General features: G+C 37.4%; 10 protein-coding genes. 7 read left to right on the forward strand and 3 right to left on the reverse strand.

All coding sequences use genetic code 11. From position 1 onward, the window contains the following. Nucleotides 1–40 precede the first annotated feature (40 nt). From dnaE to AC57AW_RS09510, 3 genes are all read left to right on the forward strand, one after another. The gene (gene dnaE / locus AC57AW_RS09500; protein WP_496351662.1) at nucleotides 41–4708 is read left to right on the forward strand and encodes a DNA polymerase III subunit alpha; all 4668 of its coding nucleotides are present in this window, start codon (nucleotides 41–43) and stop codon (nucleotides 4706–4708) included. A 335-nt stretch (nucleotides 4709–5043) separates the two neighbouring features. Next, a complete protein-coding gene (locus tag AC57AW_RS09505; protein ID WP_496351663.1) occupies nucleotides 5044–8589 on the forward strand; it encodes a T9SS type A sorting domain-containing protein in 3546 nt (1181 codons plus the stop codon). Nucleotides 8590–8760: 171 nt separating this feature from the next. After that, nucleotides 8761–11085: a GEVED domain-containing protein gene (locus AC57AW_RS09510; RefSeq protein WP_496351664.1), complete on the forward strand. Its 2325-nt coding sequence runs from the start codon at nucleotides 8761–8763 to the stop codon at nucleotides 11083–11085. A 188-nt stretch (nucleotides 11086–11273) separates the two neighbouring features. Here AC57AW_RS09510 and AC57AW_RS09515 read toward each other — a convergent pair whose 3' ends face one another. Both AC57AW_RS09515 and AC57AW_RS09520 read right to left on the reverse strand, forming a co-directional pair. Beyond that, nucleotides 11274–11432 (reverse strand): hypothetical protein, encoded by a 159-nt coding sequence (locus AC57AW_RS09515; protein ID WP_318848190.1) that lies wholly within the window; start codon nucleotides 11430–11432, stop codon nucleotides 11274–11276. A 43-nt stretch (nucleotides 11433–11475) separates the two neighbouring features. Beyond that, on the reverse strand, nucleotides 11476–12303 hold the full coding sequence (locus AC57AW_RS09520; protein WP_496351665.1) for an ion transporter: 828 nt from the start codon (nucleotides 12301–12303) through the stop codon (nucleotides 11476–11478). A 249-nt stretch (nucleotides 12304–12552) separates the two neighbouring features. Between AC57AW_RS09520 and AC57AW_RS09525 the strand changes: the two genes are divergently transcribed. The 3 genes from AC57AW_RS09525 to AC57AW_RS09535 all read left to right on the forward strand — a co-directional run bounded on the left by AC57AW_RS09525 (nucleotide 12553) and on the right by AC57AW_RS09535 (nucleotide 15404). Beyond that, a complete protein-coding gene (locus AC57AW_RS09525) occupies nucleotides 12553–13401 on the forward strand; it encodes a phage tail-like protein (protein WP_496351666.1) in 849 nt (282 codons plus the stop codon). Between the two features lie 126 nt (nucleotides 13402–13527). Further along, a complete protein-coding gene (locus AC57AW_RS09530) occupies nucleotides 13528–14625 on the forward strand; it encodes a Nif3-like dinuclear metal center hexameric protein (RefSeq protein WP_496351667.1) in 1098 nt (365 codons plus the stop codon). 2 nt (nucleotides 14626–14627) lie between these two features. Next, nucleotides 14628–15404 (forward strand): zinc ribbon domain-containing protein, encoded by a 777-nt coding sequence (locus tag AC57AW_RS09535; RefSeq protein WP_496351668.1) that lies wholly within the window; start codon nucleotides 14628–14630, stop codon nucleotides 15402–15404. Nucleotides 15405–15701: 297 nt separating this feature from the next. Here AC57AW_RS09535 and AC57AW_RS09540 read toward each other — a convergent pair whose 3' ends face one another. Continuing rightward, the gene (locus AC57AW_RS09540) at nucleotides 15702–17480 is read right to left on the reverse strand and encodes an AMP-dependent synthetase/ligase (protein ID WP_496351669.1); all 1779 of its coding nucleotides are present in this window, start codon (nucleotides 17478–17480) and stop codon (nucleotides 15702–15704) included. A gap of 367 nt (nucleotides 17481–17847) precedes the next feature. Between AC57AW_RS09540 and AC57AW_RS09545 the strand changes: the two genes are divergently transcribed. After that, the gene (locus AC57AW_RS09545) at nucleotides 17848–18987 is read left to right on the forward strand and encodes an acyl-CoA dehydrogenase (protein ID WP_318848184.1); all 1140 of its coding nucleotides are present in this window, start codon (nucleotides 17848–17850) and stop codon (nucleotides 18985–18987) included. The last annotated feature ends 15 nt before the right edge of the window (nucleotides 18988–19002 follow it).

The raw sequence follows: 19002 nt of genomic DNA on the forward strand, positions 1-19002 counted from the left end.
ACTTTACATTCTCTTTTTTATAAAAAAGTTAGAAAATTATATGTATTTAATTTTTGACACAGAAACAACCGGTTTACCAAAAAATTTCAACGCTCCGCTTTCAGATTCGGATAACTGGCCAAGAATGGTTCAGATTGCATGGCAGGTACATGATGATGATGGGAATTTGATTGAAAATCAGGATTATATAATAAAACCTGAAGGGTATGATATTCCCTTCAACGCAGCCCGTATTCACGGAATTACAACAAAAATTGCTAATGAAGAAGGCCGTGACCTTGAAGAAATTTTAAAAGAATTTTCTGAAGTTTTAGATAGGGCAAGAGTTGTTTCCGGACACAATGTAGAATTCGACTACAATATCGTAGGAGCAGAATTTTACAGAAAAAACCTTAAAGATAATCTACAGGAAAAACCCAAAGCGGATACCATGATTTTGGGAACCGAATTCTGCCAGCTAGGTGGAGGAAGGGGTGGAAGATACAAATCTCCAAAACTTGAAGAACTTTACGAAAAACTTTATGGAAGCAAGTTTGATGAGGCTCATAATGCTGCTGCCGACGTAAATGCTACGGCCAGGGCTTTCTTTGAAATGATCAGAATTGGGGTTGTTCCGGCAGAAATATTAAAGATTTCTGAGGATCAGCTCGCCTATTTCAAGAGCCTTTATCCGGATCCGATAAAACCTTTCAATATTGTTATCAGAAGGCAGGTTGCAGATTTTCATAATAAGAAAAAGCAACAGGATTTCGGAAGTGTTGATGAAATTGATCTGGGTAAATATTTCAATTTTGACAATCACAGTGTATTCTCTACGCTTACGGCTACCTCAAGCATCAATGATTTGATTAAAAAAGCTTCTGATGAAAATTTCCCGGCTGTCGGTATGGTGGATCTTGGGAATATGATGGGCGCTTTTAAATTTGTTTCAGCAATTGAAGGGGCAAATGGTGACCGTGCAAAAAAACATAAAGAATATTTAGCAAAAAAACAGGAAGCTGAAGAAAGTGGAGAAGAATTTAATGAGGCTGAACCTGTTTCAGAGTCTTTAATTCCTGTTGTGGGTTGTGAATTTTATATTTCAGACCGTTACGAACAGAAACAGTTTACCAAAGATGATCCCGACAGAAGAACGCAGGTGGTTTTGCTGGCGAAAGATTTTGAAGGATATAAAAATTTAGCAAAACTTTCAAGTATTGGTTTCTTAAAAGGATTTTATTTTGGAGTTCCAAGGATCAGCCGTGAATTGATTGCTGAATATAAAGAAGGCTTAATTGCTCTGACTTCCGGAATTCTGGGAGATATTCCAGATGCGATCTTAAATACCGGTGAACAAAAAGGAGAGGAGCTTTTCAAATGGTGGAAAGATACTTTTGAAGATGATTTTTATGTTCAGATTCAAAATCATAAACTGCCTGAAGAAGAGCATTTGAATGATGTTTTACTGCATTTTGCGGATAAATATAATGTTAAAATTTTAGCCCAGAACGAAACTTTTTATACCAATAAAGATGATTCTAATATTCAGGATATTGTAAGCTGTATCAAGGACGGAGAAAAATTGACGACTCCTGTCGGAAAAGGCTTTGGGAAGAGAAGAGGATTAGCTACAGCAGAATATTACATCAAAAATTCTGACGAAATCAAAGAAGCTTTTTTGGCTTATCCTGATGCTTTTGATGCTTATGAAGAATTCACGGCCAAATTCAAACCTTATACCTTAAAAAGAGACGTTTTACTTCCAAAATTCGATATTCCGGAAGAATTTATTCATCCTGAAGATGATATTGATGGAGGGAAACGAGGTGAAATGGCGTATTTGACGCATTTAACATATGAAGGGGCAAAAAAAAGATATATGGATACAGGAATCACAGACGAAATCAAAGAACGGTTGGATTTTGAATTGGAGGTAGTTGCCAATACAGGATATCCTGGTTATTTCCTGATTGTACAGGATTTTTGTAATGAAGCAAGAAAAATGGGCGTTTGGGTTGGTCCCGGTCGTGGTTCTGCCGCAGGATCTGCCGTGGCATATTGTACCGGAATTACCAATGTAGACCCTATTAAATATGATTTGCTTTTTGAGAGGTTTCTGAATCCGGAAAGGGTTTCCATGCCGGATATTGATATTGACTTTGATGATGAGGGACGTGATAAAATTATCAAATGGGTAGTTGAAAAATACGGTAAAAACCAGGTAGCACAGATTATTACCTACTCTGTTTTAGGAGGGAAATCTGCAATTAAAGATGCAGGAAGAGTATTGGATGTGCCAATTCCTGATACGAATAATATTGCAAAACTAATTCCGCCAAGCCCGGGAATGAACATTGCAAAAGCATTGGCGAAATATGAAAAACTGAAGCCGGAAGAACAGATGCTTGTTGATGAAATGAGATACGTTCTGAATAGTCCGGATGATGCCCGACATGATGTACTTGCGAGTGCGAAGAAAATGGAAGGCTGTATCAGAAATACGGGTATTCATGCCTGTGGGGTCATTATTACGCCGGAAGATGTAAGTAATCTTGTACCAGTGACCATCGCTGCAAAAGATGCGGATATTCTTGTTTCACAGTTTGATAACTCTGTGGCGGAAAGTGCAGGTCTTCTGAAGATGGACTTCCTGGGGTTGAGAACTTTGACAATCATTAAAGATGCCTTGAAGCTGGTGAAAGCAAGATATGGACTGGATATTGATCCGGATCTTATTCCGCTTGATGATACCAAAACTTATCAGTTATTTAAAGAAGGTAGAACAGTAGGAATTTTCCAGTATGAAAGTCCCGGGATGCAAAAATACATGAGGGAGCTTAAGCCAACGGTTTTTGCCGACCTTATTGCCATGAACGCCTTGTATCGTCCGGGTCCGATTAAATATATTCCAAACTTCATTAACAGAAAGCATGGAATTGAAGAGATTGTTTATGACTTACCGGAAACAGAAGAATATTTAAAAGAAACCTACGGAATTACCGTTTATCAGGAGCAGGTAATGCTTTTGTCCCAGAAACTGGCCAATTTTACCAAAGGTGAAGCCGATACTTTGAGAAAAGCGATGGGTAAAAAGCAGATTGATGTTCTTAATAAAATGTACCCGAAATTCATTGAAGGTGGTAGAAAAAACAACCTGAATGAAGAAAGACTGGAGAAAATCTGGAATGACTGGAAAGCCTTTGCAGAATATGCCTTCAACAAATCTCACTCTACTTGCTACGCATTTATTGCTTACCAGACAGCCTATCTGAAAGCCAACTATCCTGCAGAATATATGGCGAGTGTAATGAGTAATAACATTAACAATACGGATTCAATTACCATGTTCATGGAGGATTGTAAAAGTATGGGAGTGGATGTATTAGGACCGGATGTGAATGAATCTCAATATAAATTCTCTGTAAATGAGAAAGGGCAGATCCGTTTTGGTTTGGGAGCAATTAAAGGGATTGGAGAAGGTCCGAGTGAAGGAATTACACGAGAAAGAGCGAACGGAAGATTCAAGAATATTTATGATTTTTTTGAAAGGATTATGCCTTCGCAAATGAATAAAAGGGTAGCGGAAAGTTTGGTTTTGGCTGGAGCTTTTGATGAATTGGATTCTTTCCACAGAGGTCAGTATTTTGATATTGATATGGCCGGAAGAACGAATCTTGAAAGATTGATCCGATATGGACAAAGCTTCCAGGAGAGTAAAAATGAGATGGAACATTCTCTTTTTGCTGATTTTGCAGAAGAAGTTCAGATTGAACAGCCGAAATTGCCGCCTTGCCCGGAATGGCCAAATATGCATAAGCTTAATAAAGAAAAAGAAACGATCGGGTTTTATCTTTCTGCACATCCACTGGATGAATTTAAATATCAATATCAGTTTATGCAGGGGCAGCTTTCTAAAAAATCTGTGTTGGAGAAGGACGAAGGAAAAGTGGTTGCTGATGAAGCTCCTATTCTGGAAAAAGATTCTACAGATGAGGTTGCAGACCTTGTAGAAATTGTTTCTGATGATATAGTTGCCGGTGAAGAGGAAGAAGTGATAGAAGAAGTTACCAAAAAAGCTGAACCGAAAGGGGTTTTTCATTTTTTGAATCTTGATGAAGTAGATGCCTATAAAGAACAGGCATTTGCAAATAAGCAGGAAGAATTATTTGAAGAGAAAAAGAAAGACTGGAAAACACTTCAGAAAGAAAGAGAAAACGGTGGCGGTGGAAAAGAGTATACCGTTGCAGGTTTGATTACGGAATATGTGGTAAAAGATGGTTTCAGAAGTGGTGAAAAGGTCGCTTTTGTTACCCTTGAAGATTATTCAGGATCATATTCATTCAGATTGGGAGACAGGGATTATATGAGGCTGAAGGAAAAGCTGGAGGTTCAGAGGTTTGTTATTTTCAAAATAAAATTTGCTCAGGTAAAGGATGGAAGAGTCTTCGTGAATGTGAATGATGTGATAGAACTTCAGGAAGCTTTCGAACGGTTTGCGAAGAGTATATCTCTGGTAATGGATGTAATGGATGTACGAGCTGAAGATCTGGACTTTTTCAGAACAGTTCTTGATAGAAACAAAGGAAATCAAAAGTTGAAATTCTTTATCAGAAATCTTGATGATGATTCCCATATCGAAGTACAGTCTATGAAACATTCAGTTGATCTGAATGGAGATTTGATTAAAGAAATCCAGCTTCTTAATAAATATGAGTTTTATTTAAACTAGGAAAAAGGATATAATAATATAAAGAGTGGCCAAAAGCCACTCTTTTTTTGTTTGTGTATTGGTGATATTGGTGAAAATTTTCAAATAGTTTTTTATGTTAAATAGAAAATTTTTCTACAGTCTATTTTAATGATATACTATTTTAAGTATTTGATTGTTAGTTATTTAATGTTTATTCAATAGATTACGAAATAAATATTTAAATTAAATAAACGTTTGATTTTATTTGATTTTAAAGGTGTTTTTGCTTGTTTATTGTCAAAATTTTATGATAATTTTTAATATTTAAAATAATATTTATACATTTATCGCCCTAACTTTTATTATTACTATTTATGAAGAAATTACTACTATTAAGTCTATTTTTAATAGCTTCCATTACCAATGCCCAGATAATGCTGGGAAGCGGAACTACCCAGGGCGGGTATGTTCCTATTGATGTCAACTACGGATACAACTATACGCAGCAGATTTTTACTAAAAGTGAAATTAACGCCAACGCTGCGGGTAATATTACCGGAATGAAGTTTTATTTGCCAAATAATGCTGATATTACAAAATCAGTAGATTGGGTCGTATATGTAGGTCATACTACTAAAACATCTTTTTCAAGTACTACAGACTGGGTTCCTGTATCTGGTCTGTCTCAGGTATTTTCGGGAACAGTAAGTGCTTCCGGAGGAGAAGTGACTGTAAACTTTATAGCACCATTTGCTTATAATAATACAGATAATTTATTAGTTGTTGTTGATGAGAATACCGCAGACTACACCGCAACTTCAAACAAATTCTATACTTTTACAGGGGCTTCCAATTCAACTTTGTATTATAGAAGTGATGCAACAAATCCGGATCCGGCTTCACCGCCTACAGGATCAAGAACAGCAACGAAATCTATTGCAAGTCTGCTAGGGCTTACTCCGGGAGTGCCGGCTTGTCCTGCTGTTTCTGCTCCTGCGGCTGCAGCAACAGGGGTTTCTGTGTTGCCTAGCATTAGCTGGGCTTTAGCGGCTTCTGCTACATCATATAAAATCAGTATCGGGACAACGCCCGGGGCTACCAATGTGATGAATATGCAGGATGTAGGGAATGTAACTTCTTATACTCTAACAAATTCTTTGAGTTTCGATACTCAATATTATTATACAGTATATGCTGCCAATTCTACGGGAGTTTCTGCTGCATGTACAGAAAGATCTTTTACCACAATGGCTACCTTGGGATGTCCGTCTGTGAGTGCGCCTACAGCTGCTCAGGTTGGTTTACCTGTGTTAACTACTTTCTCTTGGCCTGCAGTAAGCGGAGCACTGGGATACAACTTAAGTATCGGAACATCTGCAGGTTCATCCAATGTTTTGAGTAATTTTAATATGGGTAACGTTACTGCTTATACTCTTACTCCTGCACAGCAGTTGAACCCTACAACGCAGTATTATTATACGATTACAGCCTATAACGGTGGTGTTGTATCAACAGGATGTACTGAAAGAAATTTCACGACTACTGTAGTACCTCCGGCGAATGATAATTGTTCGGATGCTGTAAATTTAACAGTAAATCCTTCTTTGACTTGTACTGCTACAACTCCTGGTAATACATTGGGAGCTACAGAATCTATGGCTGCAGGTGCTTGTAACGGAACTCCAAATGATGATGTTTGGTATAAGTTTACTGCAACAGCGGCAAGTCATGTTGTAGCAATTTCTAATGTAGTTTCTACGGGAACTACAACAGGGGTTTCAGATATGTATTTCCAGGTATTATCAGGAAGCTGTGGTACTATGACAAGTATGCTGTGTTCTGATCCTGATACGAATATCGTTACCGGTCTTACTCCAGGTCAGACTTATTATATCAGAGTATACACTTATTCATCTACTGTTACTGCGAATGCAAGTTTTAATATTTGTGTAAGTACACCACCGGCACCGCCAGCTAATGATGACTGTGCAAACGCCGTGGCTATTACTATTAACCCTGATATGAGTTGTGCTAGTATTACAGCAGGGACAACATTGGGAGGAACAAGTTCAGGAGTTGCTCTTGGTTCTTGTTCAGGAACAGCTGATGATGATGTTTGGTATAAATTTACTGCAACGTCAACAGGTCATACTTTCCAGCTGAAAAATATAGTTTCTGTAGGAAATGTTTCTACAACATCTTTGTATGCTCAGGTATTCAGTGGTGCTTGCGGAGCTTTGGTAAGTACTGCATGTATCAGCTCAAATACAACCTTTACAAACTTAACCGGTCTTACTGCAGGTCAGACTTATTATGTAAGAGTATATACTTATGATGCTAATTCAGGGGCGAGCTTCTATGCTAACTCTTTTGATATCTGTATGGGAACACTTCCTGCAGCTCCTGCTAACGATGAGTGTTCAGCTGCTGTTTCTTTATCTGTGAGCCCAACATTGACATGTGCTTCACCAGTATCTGGGACAACTTTAAGTGCTACTAATTCAGGATTGGCAGTAAGTCCATGTACAGGAACTGCTGATGATGATGTTTGGTATAAATTTACAGCTACAGGTACTGACCATGTAGTATTGCTTTCAAACGTTGCTGCGGTTGGAACTTCTACATCTACGAGTGTATATACTCAGGTTTTCAGTGGAGCTTGTGGTACTTTGACAAGTATTAAATGTGGTACTGCAGTGAATACACCACTTACTGGTCTTACTGCGGGACAGACCTACTATGTAAGAGTTTATAATTCTAATACAAATGGTAGTACATTATATGCTAACAGCTTCAATATTTGTATTGGTACACCGCCACCGCCACCTGCAAATGATGATTGTGCAAATGCTGCATCTCTATCTGTGAGCAGCACAGATGCTTTCCTGAATGCTGTGAATGGTTCTACTGTGAGTGCTACTCAGAGTTCAGGAGTTACAGCACCTACATGTAGTGCATCCGGTACTAATGATGATGTTTGGTATTCATTTACTGCAACAGGTGCTACACACCTTGTACATGTTTTATATACTGATAATGCAACAAGTACACAGATATATTCTGGAACATGTGGAGCTTTAACAGCTATGACTTGTTTTGATGGTGCTTATGGGAATTCCAGTATATTATTACAAAACCTTGTAGCAGGACAAATGTATTATGTTAGAGTATACTCTTCTACAAGTACTTCAACTACAACATCTAATTTCCAGATTGCTGTAACCACTCCTTCGTCAGTAACTAATGATACTTGTGATACGGCTATTGCTCTGGCTTGTAATGGTACGGCTCAGGGTGTTAATGCTCTTGCCGGGGATGAAACACTTCCTGCTTCAACATGTGGTAGTTCCGGAAGTACGGCATCTTATAAAGGTGTTTGGTACACCGTGAAAGCTACTGAAAACGGTCCTATTACTATTGATGCTTGCGGTACGCAATATGACGCTTATTTAAGAGTATATACAGGTACTTGTGGTTCACTTACTTGTTTCAGTAACAGCTCAGGGGTAGGATATGCTGATGCCGGTTGTACAGTTAGTCTTTATAATGCTCCGACATTAACATTTACGGGAGTTGCAGGGACTACTTATTATGTATTACTTACAGGATATGCTGCAACCAGAGTTGGTAATTATAGTATTTCTGTTACACAAGGATGTTCAGGGCTTGCAACAGCTGAAGTTGAAAAGAAAAACAGCGAAATTAAGGCTTACCCTAATCCATTTGCAGACGTTCTGAATATTTCAGATGCTTCTAAAGTAAAATCTGCTTCTGTAGTTGATGCTTCTGGAAGAATAATGAAGACTATTGACAATCCTTCTTCTACGCTTCAATTGGGAGATCTGAAACAAGGAATGTATTTAGTAGTATTGAATATGAAAGACGGATCTAAACAGACAATTAAGGCAATTAAGAGATAAATAATTTCTTAAAAAATAAGAGAAAGAGGCTGCTCAATTTGAGCAGCCTCTCTTTTTATAAGTGGAATTATCTTTTGTAAAAGGAAAAGTTAAATTCATTGTGATATAATTAAAAAAATATTTTTTTTATTACTGATTTTCACTAGATTTGAGTTATAAATACTATTTTATATGAAAAACATTTTACTCGTTGGTTTCTTAATGACTGGCATTTTATCCTCCGCACAGACTTACTGTACGCCTGCGTTTGCAAGTGGGTGCAGCGGAGGTGATGTGATAGATTCCTTTGCAATTCCGGGTGCAGGATTTGATCATCCTAATACAGGTTGCTCTACTGATGCATATGGAGATTATACTTCCATGACGATCAACCTTAGTGCAGGTTTGAGTTATGACTTTAGCGTGAAACATGACTATAGTGATCAGAATGTACGTATTTGGATAGATTTTAATAACGACGGAACTTTTGATGATGCAGCTCCGGAGCTTGTAGCTTCTGCGAGCAGTACTTTTGTAGGAGGAAACAATATTACCTCAGGGCTTATTGAAATTCCTTCTACCGTTACTCCTGGTACTTACAGAATGAGAGTAGGAGACCGATTCTCTAGTGATCCCATTCCTTGTAATACAGATGGGTATGGAGAAGCTCATGATTATACAGTAGTAATTGGTGCAGTCCCGACTTGTTTTGCACCGTCTGCTTTAACGGTAACTGCGGTAACTTCAAATTCAGCTCAGGTTGGATGGACGGCTCCGGCTTCTGCTCCAGGCAGCGGTTATGAATATTACTACTCAACTTCCAGTACATATCCTACGGCTGCTGCTGTAGCTTCCGGAACTAGTACTGGTTTAACGGCTGGTCTGTCTACACTAGCTCCGGCTACTGTTTATCACGTGTGGGCACGTTCTGTATGCAGTACTTCAAATAAGAGTGCATGGTCTCAAATGGCAACATTTATGACAGCTTGCGTTTCTGTAGGAGTGCCATATGCATTGGATTTCGAAAGTATAACTCCGCCAGATCTTCCGAACTGTACCTCAGTAGTAAATGACGGTTCAGGAAATATGTGGGTGACAGGTGATTTGGATGCTCAAGGATTTACGGGAAATGTTCTTCAATATTCTTATGACTATGCCAATAATGCAGATACCTGGTTTTTTACCAATGGAATCAACCTTACCGCGGGAGTTAGCTACAGAATTAAATATAAATATGCAAATGCAGAAGGAACTGTATATGCTGAAAAGTTAAAAATTGCCTACGGAACTTCAGCTACAGGTGCGGGTATGACCAATACATTAGCTGATCACTCGAATATTGTTACCAGTACAGCAACCAGTGCTTTTGCGAATTTCACACCAACTGCCACAGGAGTGTATTATTTTGGGTTTCAGGCATATTCTGATGCTAATATGAATCAATTATATGTGGATGATATTAATATAGATGTGGCACCAGCTTGTAGTGAGCCAAATGCATTAGTGATGTCTAATATTACTGCCGGAGGAGCTACGGTGTCCTGGACGGCTGCCACTCCTGTACCGGCAAGCGGATATGATATTTATTACAGCACAACCAATACAGCACCTACAGCTGCAACTACACCTAATTTTACGGGAGTTACAGCAACTACTTATAATATTCCAGGTTTAGCTCCTTCTACTGTTTATTATGTATGGGTGAGATCTGCGTGTAGTGCAACCAGTACAAGTGTATGGAGTGATTCTGTTACATTTACGACATTGTGCTCAAGTGCGAACCTTCCTTATACTTTAGATTTTGAAAATGTTACTGTTCCTGAGCTTCCAGGCTGTACAATGAATGTTAACGCGGGAGCTGGGAATAACTGGGAAACTTCAGATCCGCCTTCTGATAGCCAGGGGTTTGCTACCAATGTATTAAGATACCATTATAACTCCTCCAGCCCTGGCAACGCATGGTTCTTTACTCAAGGACTGAACCTGACAGCAGGAACACAATATACCATTAGCTATAAGTATGGAAATAACTCATCTACCTATGCTGAAAAACTAAAAGTAGCTTACGGAACTTCACCAGTTGCATCAGCAATGACTAATTCAGTGGCAGATTATCCTGCAATCAATGATGAAATGGCTCATACAGAATCTATAACATTTACAGTTCCTGTAACCGGAGTGTATTACTTTGGATTTAATGCCTATTCAGATCCAGACCAGTTTAATCTGTATGTAGATGATATCAACATTAGTAATGCAAATCTGGCAACATCTGAAGTTTCTGCAGCGAAAAACGGCATCAAAGTATATCCTAATCCATTTACGGATATGTTGAATATCTCTGATGTGAAAAACGTGAAAAATGTATCAGTAACAGATGTTACAGGAAGATTAGTGAAAACTATTCCAAACCCTGAATCTACAATACATTTAAGAGATTTAATGCAAGGTGTTTACTTAGTGACTTTAGAAATGAAAGACGGATCTAAGCAGACCATCAAAGCCATTAAAAAATAATTTATCATTTAAATAAAAAGGAAGGGACGGGTCATTGATGATCCGTCCTTTTTATGAAGCAGATATTTACTTTGAAAATCAATGGGTCAAAAGAAAGATGAGCGAAATACTTCACTCATCTTTCTTATTTTGCTGTATGATTAGTATATAATATAAATCATTACTTATTACTCATTATTTATTACTCATTATTTATTTGGTACCGGCTGTATCTCTCCCTTGTTCAGAAGGTCAAAAACAGTAGGGAAGAACATTACTAATATAAAGTAGACGATGATCATCAGCACCACCAGTGCAAAAAGAATGATCACTAAACTGCTCGGTTTGTTTTTCTTTTTTGGTTCCATGATTTTGTGGTATTTGGTGAATAAATTTTACTTATACCCAATATCAAGCTAATTTCTTGCCACATTGCTTACAATATCTTGCATCATCATCAATATCTTCGTTTCCACAACGTTCACATACCATTTCCAGGTTTTGTCTTTTGTTTCTCATTTCTGCTGTTACAATACCTGTAGGAACTGCAATAATAGAGTAACCGGCCAGCATTAGAACGACCGCAAAAAACTTCCCTAAAGGTGTTATAGGAGATACATCACCATACCCAACAGTCGTTACAGTAACAACTGCCCAATAAATAGACTGTGGTATCGTTTCAAATCCCTGTCGTCCGCCTTCCACCATAAACATCAGTGATCCTACAATAACTGAGAATATAATCAGGAAGAGAAGGAAGATGTAAATCTTTCTAGAACTGTTTTTCAGAGCCCTTACAATAAGATAGCCGTCATTCATAAAATCCAGCAAATTGAAAATCCTGAAGATTCTCAACATTCTCAGCATCCTGAAAATCAGGAAATACTTCGTGATAGGAAAGAAAAAACTGAGGAAGAAAGGAACCAGAGCGAGAAAATCTATAATTCCGAAAAAACTGAAAATATAGCTTCGTTTATTCTTTACCACTGCAATACGCATAGAATACTCAAGAGTGAAGAAAATGGAAATCACCCACTCCAGGACCAGGAAGGTGTAATGAAACCTTTTATCAAGCTGAGGTATACTTTCCATCATAATAATGGCAGTGCTGGCAAGAATTAAAGATAATAAGATGATATCGAACAGTTTTCCGAGCTTCGTATCGGAGCGATAAATGATCCGGTAAAGGAATCTTTTCCAAAGATTGTCTTCAGGAACAAGATTATGTTCTCTTTCCATTGGTATAGGTTATTTCACAGCGAAGTTAGTAATTTCTATAGAGTATAGGGTAAAGATAGGATTGTTAAAAGAATCTTGCAAATGTTAATGCAATTTTCATCATCAAAAAGTGAATTATCACAAGTTAATTTAATGGTTTTCAATACTTTACAATAAGTAAAATACGAATAAAAAATGACATATAAAAATTTATTTTTTAACATAATATTAGTTCAAGTTTGTAATTTTATCCAACAAAAGCTTTATATCATGAGAAAAATTTTAACCTTGTTTATTCTGTTTTTCATAAGCAGTTTTGTACATGCTCAGGTTGGGATTAATACTTCAACACCCAATGGTGCTGCAGTACTGGATATAGTCTCCAACCAGAAAGGGATTCTCATTCCTCGGCTTACAGATACTGACCGGGATACATACCTGGCAGATAATAATGTTTCCACAATACCACCTGCAGGTGTTGTGAATGCTAACCTTACTGCAGGAACACTTATTTTTAATACGACAACGAATAACTTCCAGTATTGGGATGGTACCCTCTGGAGACAGCTTTTTGTTCCCACATCTTCTCAGGCTGGTAACGACGGTGTCGTAAAAATAAATTCTGGAAACGCAAATGTAAAACCTTCACTCAGTCTAAGTGCAGCAGGAAGCGGCTACGGTCCAAGGCAGCAGATACTCTATGCCACCCCATTGGTCTTTGCAGCAAGCCCTACTACAAGCTGGCCGGAAACCACAGTTCCATTTCCGGGAGTTACCTCTAATATTTATATTTCAGCTACTGGTAAATGGAGAGAAAACGAAATTAACGGACAAGTCCATGTCTGGAGAGCCATCGCTACTATTACTCCAGGGTCCAATTCCTCAGGATCAGTAAAGGCTACTTTTAAAAACCCTGATTCCGGTTTTGAAATTAACTCTATTCAATTAGTTCCAAGTGGTTCAAGTGGAACAGGTAACATTCTTACATTCTATTTCTATACCATTGCCGATCCTGCGAGTCTTGATCCGGGAAAAGGGTATCAGCTTTTTATGGAAGCCGATATAAGCTGTAGTGTAGTAATGGAATCCTTTACAAGAGTATCGCTTTTCAAAGATTAACAGTCTATTTTTTTAATATCAAATTCAAACCGGCCGATGAAAGCCGGTTTTTTTATTGGAGCAGAAATATTCTTTAAAATTTTAGTAAAATTAATATCTTCGCTGTAACCGTAAAAATATAAATAAATGAAGCTAAAAACTGTAATTGCAAAGATTGAAGAGGAAATAAGTATCAGACAGGCAGAAGATTTTGATAATGTAGGTCTGTTGTGCGGTGTTTATGACCGTGACGTATCTGGGATTCTGGTATGTCATGATGCTCTGGAAAATGTGGTAGACGAGGCTATTGAGAGAAACTGCAATCTGATTGTATGCTTTCACCCCATTATATTTTCTGGACTCAAATCTTTAACAGGGAAAAACTATGTAGAAAGAGCGGTTTTAAAGGCTATTGAAAATAAAGTGGCTATCTATGCCATTCATACAGCATTTGATAATGATTTCTTTGGGGTCAATTATGGAATATGCAGCCAGTTAGGATTAAAGAATATGAAGATTCTTCAGCCAAAAGAAAACAATTTAAAACAACTGACGGTTTTTGTTCCGAAAGAATTTTCTGAAAAGGTAAAAGAAGCTATGTTTTCAGCGGGAGCGGGAAATATTGGTTTCTATGACGAATGCAGTTTTACAGTGAATGGAAACGGAACGTTCAGACCAGTGGAAGGTTCAAATCCGTTTTCCGGGCAGCAGGGTATTCGCGAAAATGCAGATGAAGATATGATCTCTGTGATTTTTGAAGGCTTTAAACAAGGTCAGATTGTGGGAGCGATGAAAGCGGCACACCCTTACGAAGAAGTCGCTCATCAGATATACAGCCTTGATAATAAAAACCATCATGCAGGATTGGGAATGTACGGAGATCTGGAAGAGGAAATGGATGAAAAGGAATTTCTTGGGTTTGTAAAAGAAAAGTTTGGCCTTGAAGTGATCAAACATTCCTCTTTCAACAACAAAAAAATCAAAAGAGTAGGGGTTTTGGGTGGTTCCGGAGCCAGCGGAATACGATCTGCAGCTGCCAGGAAATGTGATGCTTACCTTACCGGAGATCTTAAATACCACGACTATTTTTTGGCAGAGTCTAAAATGCTGATTTGTGATATAGGGCATTATGAATCAGAACAATTTGTTAGTCAACAATTATTTGAAATTTTGTCACAAAAATTTAGTACATTTGCAATTTCAAAATCTATTGAAAAAACAAACCCAGTAAATTATTTCATTTAAATATGGCAAAAACCAACGATATTTCAGTTGAAGAAAAATTAAGAGCTTTATACGATTTACAGATCATTGATTCAAGATTGGATGAAATCCGAAATACTAGAGGAGAATTGCCAATTGAAGTTGAAGATCTTGAAATCGAGATTGAAGGTCTTGAAAAAAGAGCTGAAAAATTTCATGCTGATATCAAAGAACAGGACGATCAGATCAAAACAAAGCATGAAGTTATTAACCATGCTAAAACTTTAATTGATAAATACAAATCTCAGCAGGATAATGTAAGAAACAATAAAGAGTTTGAAGCATTAGGGAAAGAAATGGAATTCCAGGATCTGGAAATTCAGCTTGCTGAAAAAAGAATTAAAGAATTCGGAGTTAAAATTGCTCACAAAAACGAAACTTTAAGTGAACTGAATACGAAGATCGACGATTTGAAAAGCCACTTGAAATTCAAGAAAGAAGAATTAGAAGGTCTTATCTCTGAAACTCAGAAAGAAGAAGAATATCTTTTAGAGCAATCTAAAGAATATGCAGGTAAAATTGATGAGAGATTATTAGCTTCTTACAACAGAATCAGAACAAACTCTATCAACGGTCTTGCAGTAGTAGGATTAGAAAGAGGAGCTCCAAAAGGATCTTTCTTTACAATCCCGCCTCAGAAGCAGATGGAAATTGCTCAGAGAAAGAAAATTATTATTGATGAGCATTCAGGGAAAATCCTTGTTGATGACGAGTTGGTAATGGAAGAAAACGAAAGAATGAAATCTGTAATTAAGTTCTAATTATTGATTTTAAATTATACAAAAGCTGTTTCATTTCTGAAACAGCTTTTTTTGTGTTTATTGTTATAAAGCCTGTTTAGTTTTTTGCGGTGTCCTTGTCATTCCGTAGGAATCTATATCATGTTAAAAGAATGTGTAGAGATTCCTACGGAATGACAATTCTAACTCTAATAAAAAGAGTTCTAATGAGACAATCAATAGAAAAGGTCTTTAGCCCGTTTAATCAAAAACAAATCTTCATTATTGGCTTTAGCTAAAACATAAAAAAACCGCCTCAAATGAAGCGGTTGATATTATTTATTCCTGATGATCATACATCTTATTATACAAAGCAATAAATTTCTCTTTTACCGCTTTTCTTTTCAGTTTTAATGTTGGAGTAAGCAATCCGCTTTCAATGCTCCAAACTTCAGGAGTAAGCTCAATCTTTTTGATTTTCTCCCAGTTTCCAAGATGTTCGTTGATGCCTTCTATTTCTTTTTCAATTCTTTGCTTCAGCTCAGCGCTTTTTGCAATTTCTTCCGGCGTTGAACCTAAATTCAGATTATTTCTCATCGCCCAGCTTTTTGCAAATTCAAAATCAGGCTGTACCAAAGCACACGGCATTTTTTCACCATCACCTACTACCATGATCTGTTCTATAAATTTAGAAGCTTTTGCTAAATTTTCAATCGTCTGAGGAGCAATATATTTTCCACCGGATGTCTTGAACATTTCTTTCTTACGGTCAGTGATCTGTAAAAATCCATCACTGTCGATATGTCCGATATCTCCAGTCTTGAAAAATCCATCAGCCGTGAAAGCTTCTTTAGTCATCTCTTCATTTTGGAAATACCCTTTGAAAACTGATGGGCCTTTTACCGTAATTTCACCATCTTCCTGAATCTTTACTTTTAAATTATCCAACGGAATTCCTACCGTTCCCACTTTCATTTTCTCAAAGCTGTTGACGGAAATTACCGGGGAAGTTTCTGTTAAACCATAACCTTCCAAAATTGGAATTCCTGCATTTTGGAACATTAAGTTAAGTCTTGTAGACAATGCTGCAGATCCTGAAACCAATGTTACGATTTCACCGCCTAAACCTTCTCTCCATTTAGAAAATACCAGTTTATCAGCAATAATTTCCTGAAGTCCGGATGGTTTTGAGATTACTTTCTTTTTGCTGATCAGGTTCAATGCCCAGAAGAATATTTTTGATTTCAATCCTCCAGCAGAAGATCCTGTATTATAGATTTTATCATATACCTTTTCTACCAGTCTTGGAACTACGGTCATATAATGAGGCTTCACTTCTTTTACGTTTTCCCCCATTTTCTCGATGCTTTCAGCAAAATAAAGAGAAAAACCGTTGTATTGATAAAGATAGAACAGCATTCTTTCAAAGATATGACAGATAGGAAGGAAGCTTAATGCTCTTGTTTCCTTATAATCGAAACTTCTTTTCTTTGGAATTCGTGGAATAGCTCCCAATACATTTGATACAATATTGTTATGGGTAAGCATTACTCCCTTAGGTCTTCCGGTAGTTCCGGATGTATAGATAATAGTGGCAAGATCTTCCGTATTGATAGCATTGGAAAGATCATCTACCTCAATTTGTGTAGATTCATCTTTACCCAAATCCAGGATTTCTCTCCAGTTGGCAGCACCGCTGATGTTGTCAAAAGTAAATATTCCCTGTAGAGTTGGGATGTTATGTTTCACTTTCATTACCTTAGTCAGCAGCTCCTTATCAGAAACAAAGCAGTACTGAATTTCAGCATTGTTGAAGATAAATTCGTAATCTTCAGGTGAAATACTTGGATAAACAGGTACAGAAACAACTCCGATCTGAGAAAGCCCGAAGTCCATAATCGCCCATTCAGTACGGGAATTGGTAGTAATCAAAGCGATCTTATCACCCGGTTTTATGCCCAGCTTCAGTAACCCTCTGGATATCTTATTTCCCTCATTAATAAACTCCTGCGTAGAAGTTTTTTTCCACTCACCCTGATACTTCGTTACAAACATATCCGTTTTAGGATATTTTTCTAAAGCGTAGTGCGGAATATCGAATAATCTCTTGATCGTCATGATTTTTTAAATAAATTATAAAGAAATTTAAATATAAGCATTTTTTTTAATTGAAAACGTATGAATGTAATAATTAGGAATTAGTTAAATGCTTGCCATAATATATTGAATCAAAAAGGGGATCAGTGGCTTTTAAAGGGTGGTTGCAGCAGTTTATTACGAATGAAGTATATCTTACCCTGGTATTTTATTTTTCCTCTGGAATTGAATGGTATTCCCATTTGATAAACCTTCATGTCATTTACCGCTATTTCGAACCTTAAAACCTCTTTCAAAGCTCTTTTTTTGTGCGTTTTGTCTGCTTTTAATTTATTTTTTCAGATTTGCTTAAAAAGTGTAAATTTACGGCTATCTAATTATTTTTTTTATGGACTTTAATTTATCGGAAGAACAGCTGATGATTCAGCAGGCAGCAAGAGATTTTGCACAAAACGAACTATTACCTGGAGTGATTGAAAGAGACCGTGACCAGAAATTCCCTGCAGAACAGGTGAAAAAAATGGGAGAAATGGGTCTTTTAGGAATGATGGTAGATCCACAATACGGAGGAGCAGGTATGGACAGCGTTTCTTACGTGCTGGCAATGGAGGAGATTGCAAAAATAGATGCTTCTGCAGCTGTTGTAATGTCTGTAAACAATTCATTGGTTTGTGCCGGTCTTGAAAAATTTGCTTCTGAAGAACAGAAAGTAAAATATCTTACTCCACTGGCAAGCGGACAGGTAATCGGAGCTTTTGCATTATCTGAGCCTGAAGCTGGTTCTGATGCTACTTCTCAGAAAACAACTGCTGAAGACAAAGGAGATTACTATCTTTTAAATGGAATCAAAAACTGGATCACCAATGGTGGAACAGCTTCTTATTATATCGTAATTGCTCAGACAGACCCTGAGAAAAAACACAAAGGGATCAATGCTTTCATCGTAGAAAGAGGATGGGAAGGATTTGAAATCGGACTGAAAGAAGACAAATTAGGAATCAGAGGAAGTGATACACACTCTTTGATCTTTAATAATGTAAAAATTCCAAAAGAAAACAGAATTGGTGAAGACGGATTCGGGTTCAATTTTGCAATGGCAGTATTGAACGGAGGAAGAATCGGTATTGCTTCTCAGGCTTTAGGTATTGCTTCAGGTGCTTACGAACTGGCATTAAAATATGCTAAAACAAGAAAAGCTTTCAAAACTGAGATCATCAATCACCAGGCTATCGCATTCAAATTAGCTGATATGGCTACACAGATCACGGCAGCAAGAATGCTGTGTTTCAAAGCGGCATGTGAAAAAGATGCTGGAAAAGATATTTCTGAAAGTGGAGCTATGGCAAAATTATACTCTTCTCAGGTGGCAATGGACACTACTATTGAAGCAGTACAGATCCACGGTGGATACGGATACGTGAAAGAATATCACGTAGAAAGATTAATGAGAGATGCAAAAATCACTCAGATCTACGAAGGAACTTCTGAAATTCAGAAAATCGTGATCTCAAGAAGCATCGCAAAATAACATTTTATAAAACAC

Source organism: Chryseobacterium sp. BGA-UO-ETr-SB22 (genome assembly GCF_059567885.1).

Coding starts and splice junctions, on each gene's coding strand:
- AC57AW_RS09520 (WP_496351665.1), bottom strand. CDS start 12,303: ATGGAAAGAGAACATAATCTTGTTCCTGAAGACAATCTTTGGAAAAGA.
- AC57AW_RS09505 (WP_496351663.1), top strand. CDS start 5,044: ATGAAGAAATTACTACTATTAAGTCTATTTTTAATAGCTTCCATTACC.
- dnaE (WP_496351662.1), top strand. CDS start 41: ATGTATTTAATTTTTGACACAGAAACAACCGGTTTACCAAAAAATTTC.
- AC57AW_RS09525 (WP_496351666.1), top strand. CDS start 12,553: ATGAGAAAAATTTTAACCTTGTTTATTCTGTTTTTCATAAGCAGTTTT.
- AC57AW_RS09530 (WP_496351667.1), top strand. CDS start 13,528: ATGAAGCTAAAAACTGTAATTGCAAAGATTGAAGAGGAAATAAGTATC.
- AC57AW_RS09535 (WP_496351668.1), top strand. CDS start 14,628: ATGGCAAAAACCAACGATATTTCAGTTGAAGAAAAATTAAGAGCTTTA.
- AC57AW_RS09515 (WP_318848190.1), bottom strand. CDS start 11,432: ATGGAACCAAAAAAGAAAAACAAACCGAGCAGTTTAGTGATCATTCTT.
- AC57AW_RS09545 (WP_318848184.1), top strand. CDS start 17,848: ATGGACTTTAATTTATCGGAAGAACAGCTGATGATTCAGCAGGCAGCA.
- AC57AW_RS09510 (WP_496351664.1), top strand. CDS start 8,761: ATGAAAAACATTTTACTCGTTGGTTTCTTAATGACTGGCATTTTATCC.
- AC57AW_RS09540 (WP_496351669.1), bottom strand. CDS start 17,480: ATGACGATCAAGAGATTATTCGATATTCCGCACTACGCTTTAGAAAAA.